The sequence below is a fragment of the Treponema sp. genome, from assembly GCF_017430385.1.
Taxonomy (GTDB): Bacteria; Spirochaetota; Spirochaetia; order Treponematales; family Treponemataceae; genus Treponema_D.
On the sequence record NZ_JAFRNB010000159.1, the window covers coordinates 1 to 4,442 of the forward strand.

At 44.8% G+C, this 4,442-nt stretch carries 5 protein-coding genes; 2 read left to right on the forward strand and 3 right to left on the reverse strand.

All coding sequences use genetic code 11. The features are described 5' to 3' along the window. Positions 1–636, forward strand: a 636-nt coding sequence (locus tag IJJ71_RS12350; protein ID WP_296847424.1) for an ATP-binding protein, incomplete at its 5' end; no start/stop codon positions are given. A 25-nt stretch (positions 637–661) separates the two neighbouring features. Beyond that, entirely contained in the window at positions 662–1,765 is a 1,104-nt protein-coding gene (glf, locus tag IJJ71_RS12355; RefSeq protein ID WP_296847426.1) for a UDP-galactopyranose mutase, read from the forward strand. Between the two features lie 67 nt (positions 1,766–1,832). Here the strand turns inward: glf and IJJ71_RS12360 are convergent, their stop codons facing one another. The 3 genes from IJJ71_RS12360 to IJJ71_RS12370 all read right to left on the reverse strand — a co-directional run. Then, on the reverse strand, positions 1,833–2,993 hold the full coding sequence (locus tag IJJ71_RS12360) for an ABC transporter ATP-binding protein (RefSeq protein ID WP_296847427.1): 1,161 nt from the start codon (positions 2,991–2,993) through the stop codon (positions 1,833–1,835). A gap of 12 nt (positions 2,994–3,005) precedes the next feature. Beyond that, positions 3,006–3,785, reverse strand: coding sequence for an ABC transporter permease (locus tag IJJ71_RS12365; protein WP_296847429.1), 780 nt, complete (start codon positions 3,783–3,785; stop codon positions 3,006–3,008). Positions 3,786–3,812: 27 nt separating this feature from the next. Beyond that, positions 3,813–4,442: glycosyltransferase (locus tag IJJ71_RS12370; protein WP_296847430.1), on the reverse strand; the 630-nt coding region annotated here is incomplete at its 5' end.

Here is a 4,442-nt window from a genome sequence, read left to right on the forward strand (position 1 = left end):
TCTTATATTGAGCGTGATGTAAGAAATCTTATGAACATAAAAGATGAAACCCTGTTCTACAAGTTTGTTGTTGCGCTTGCGGCCCGTACAGGTTGTCTTTTCAATGCTGCCGATATCGCGAATACCATCGGTGTGACGCTAAAGACGGTGCAAAGCTGGACATCAATTCTTGAAGCGTCTGGAATAATCTTTTTTCTGCGGCCTTACGAAAATAATTTGCTCAAAAGGGCCGTAAAGACTCCAAAGATTTATTTTTATGATACAGGTCTTGTCTGCAATCTTGTGGGCTGGGATAATCCTAAAGTTGCACAGAACGGTGCAATGTCGGGCGAGCTTTTTGAGACTTTCGTAATAAGCGAGATTATGAAGAGCTATCAGAATGCGGGAATAAGCACCAAGAATCTCTATTTTTATAGGGATGGAAATCAAAAAGAAATCGATTTGCTTATCCAGAAAGGCGGGCTTTTGTATCCTGTTGAAATAAAAAAATCCGTGCAGCCAACAGTTTCAATGGCAAAAAACTTTCCAGCCCTAAAGCAGCTTGATTCAATGCAATGCGGTACGATTCTATGCCAGTGTGAGAAACATCTGTATCTCAGCGACAACGTGCAATGCCTTCCACTGGAATTTTTGTAACACAATAAATCTGGAGAACAAAACAATGAACCATTACGACTATCTTTTCGTCGGAGCGGGACTTTTCTCGGCGACAATGGCGAACGAGGCAAAAAAACGCGGCAAAAGCTGCCTCATAATAGAAAAACGAGACCACATCGCGGGGAACATCTACACTGAGAACGTGGAGGGAATCAACTTTCATAAGTACGGAGCTCACATTTTCCACACGGACTCGAAGAAAATCTGGGACTATGTGAACGAGTTTGCGGAATTCAACCGCTACACAAACTCTCCGATAGCGAATTTCAACGGCGCGCTCTATAACCTGCCTTTCAACATGAACACTTTCAACAAAATCTGGCCGGATGTCATCACTCCTGAGCAGGCCGAGAAACGAATCGCTGAGCAGGCTTCCGAAATGAAGGGAAAGACTCCGCAAAATCTTGAGGAGCAGGCAATCTCACTTGTCGGACGAGACATTTACGAACGGCTGATTCAGGGCTACACCGAAAAACAGTGGGGGCGCAAATGCACGGAGCTTCCGGCGAGCATCATAAAGCGACTTCCGGTCAGGCTTATCTTCGACAACAATTATTTCAACGACGCTTATCAGGGAATCCCGGTCGGCGGTTACACTCAGATTGTCGAGAAAATGCTTGAAGGTTGCGACATCGAACTCAACACAGATTTTTTTGACGACAAGAAAAAATGGCTCTCTATTGCAAACAAAGTGATTTACACAGGAACGATTGACCGATTCTTCGACTACTCCGAGGGCGAACTTGAATACCGCTCGCTCCGTTTTGAAAGCGAAGTCCTGGACAAAAAAAATTTTCAAGGAAATGCAGTCGTAAATTACACGGACTCAAAGACACCGTACACGAGAATCATCGAACACAAGCATTTTGAATTCGGAAATCAGCCGAAAACTATAATCACGCGCGAATATCCCGCCACGTGGAAGCAGGGCGACGAGCCGTACTATGCCGTGAACGACGAAAGGAACACTGCGCTCTACGAAAAATACAAGGCTCTTGCCACCAAGCAGGACAAAGTGATTTTCGGAGGCAGGCTCGGCATGTACCGCTACTTCGACATGGACGACACGATTGCCGCAGCACTCGAAACAGCAGAAAAACTGTTCTAATACCGAATGTATGACAGGCAGTTTGCAAAATCAAATCAGGCAAACTGCTGTCAGCTCCCCTCTTCTCCTAAATCTCAGGCTTCGGCTCCTTATACTTCACCGCAATTCCCTTCACACAGACTTTCTCACATCGGAGAATATCATCCGCAGTGAAGTCTACGCGGATTTTATCTCCGGCATGCTTCCGGCAGTCTTTTAGCGGGAATGAGAAGACTTTTTCGCCGGCGGCAAGCTTATGCACTGTCAGAGGCTCTGAGCCTTCAACTGCTATTTTAAGCTCCCCATCAGGAGCAAGGATTTCGGCGTGAATCTCAACAGCCAAAGGATTGTCCTTTTCAACGGCGATATAAGCGAACGCTTCCCTTTCTTTCATTATATTCTTGGTAGTTCCGCCCTCGCCCGCTTCTTTCCAATAACGGTTGTCAAATGCGACTTTTGCGGGAGCAAGCTTGTTGAAGCTCTCAACAGAAGCAGCCTTTTCCTCCGGCTTACGAACGCCCATGAAATCAAGGTACTCGCCGTGAACATTCTTAGGGCTTCCTTCTGCCCGAATGAGTCCGGCATCAATCCAGATACTTCGCTCGCAGATTTCTTCAATCTGACCAAGTGAGTGTGAGACGATTACGATTGTCGTTCCCTCAGCCTTGATTTCCTTGAGGCGGTTGAAGCACTTTTCCTGGAAAGCAGCATCACCGACCGCAAGAATTTCATCGATAAGAAGGATATCAGCATCAACATTGATTGCAACGGCAAAGGCAAGTCTCATGTACATTCCGGAAGAATATGTGCGCACCGGATTGTCGATGAATTCCTCAAGCTCCGAGAAAGCAATTATGTCATCGATTTTTTTGTCGATTTCCTTTTTGTTGAGTCCGAAAATCGCCGCATTAGTATAGATATTCTCACGACCGCTCATGTCCGGGTGAAATCCGGCACCAAGCTCAATCAAAGCGGACACCCTGCCCCTCATCTCAATCGAGCCAGAATCCGGGTACATGATTTTTGTGAGGAGCTTGAGCGTTGTGCTCTTTCCGCAACCGTTATGTCCGATGAGACCGATTGCCTCCCCCTTTTTGACATTGAAACTGATTCCCTTAAGGACATTGCGCCTCTCGTACTTATTGCGCTTCCAGAAAAGCACGCGTTCCTTAAGAAGATTGCTCTTATCAAAAAAAACTTTGAAAGATTTCTTTATATCTTTTACCTCAATGGCATTCTCTTCATTCATAACACTACCCTACTAAAGATTTTCAGCGAATCCCTTCTGAAGCTTAGCGAACATAATCTCACCGAAGACCAGGAAAAAAAGCCCCATTACGACAGCGACACCAAGAGTCTGTAGATCAGGAGCCTGCTTGAAATACAAGATATCCCGGTATGAATCAAGCACATGGGCCATAGGATTGAGATTCCAAATCGGCAGGAACTCAGCGGGAACTTTTGACGAAGGATACATAACAGGCGACAGGAACTGCCATGCCATAGTAATGATGCCAAGGATATGCGCGATGTCCCGAACATAAACAGTAAGCGCAGAGAAAAAAAGCGTAAGTCCTAGAGCAAGGACATATTCCACGACCATAATCACAGGAAGATAAAGCAGGGCATAAAAATTAAATCCGTGCTTCGTGAATATAATCACTGCGAAAACAACGACAAAAGTATAAAGCATGTTGACAAACTGGCTGGTAACGAAGGAAATAGGAAGCACTTCCCGGGGAAAATATATTTTTTTGACCAAATCACCATAAATGAACACACAGTTTGAACCCGCGGACACACAAGAACTGATAAAAATCCAGGGAACCAAAGCGACGAACAAGAAAAGATAATATTTTTCAATCTGCTGTCTCATCAAGATAGAAAAGACAAACGTATAAACGATGAGCTGCAACAACGGATTAAGGAAAGTCCAGAAAAAACCAAGCACGGACCCCTTGTACCGCCCCCTCAGTTCCTTATGGACAAGACTGAAAATCATCTGGCGGTACTTGTAAATGTCAGAGAATAATTTGAACATAGACGAATATTATAGCACAAAATTATCTCAATGTACAGAATCAGCAGAAAGCACTGAATCAGCAGAAAGCACTGAATCAGCAGAAAGCACTGAATCAGCAGAAAGCACTGAATCAGCAGAAAGCACTGAATCAGCAGAAAGCACTGAATCAGCTGAAGGCGCGACATCTGACTTGGTGTAACCAGAATGAGCTTCAGAATCTGCCAGTCTTTCAAGACATTTTCGGAGTGCAGTCCTGAGGAAATAGCCGCTTCTTAACTTTGCTGATATTTTAAGGCAGTTCTCATGCATCTCAAGATATTCAGTTTCGGTAGTGGCCCTGATTTTTTCCACAGCTTCATAAAGCGATGACACGGCAATTCCAAGCCCGTTACGAAGCACAGGCTCGCACAAAGCCGACTCTTTCCAGACGATGACAGGCAATCCGGCAGTCAGATACATCGAAAGCTTGTGCGGATTGTTGTACTTAAGGTATTTTCCGTACAATCCGTCACAGGTATCAGCACTGATTCCATCCCATACAAGCCCGAATCCATGGCAAAGCTCATTCGTGATACATTCAGGCTCAAAGCAACCCTTGTACACGATATTCTTATTATCGGTTTTATTATTATAGTTTTTACCGTACAAATAAACCGGCAAACCAAGATTAGGCAA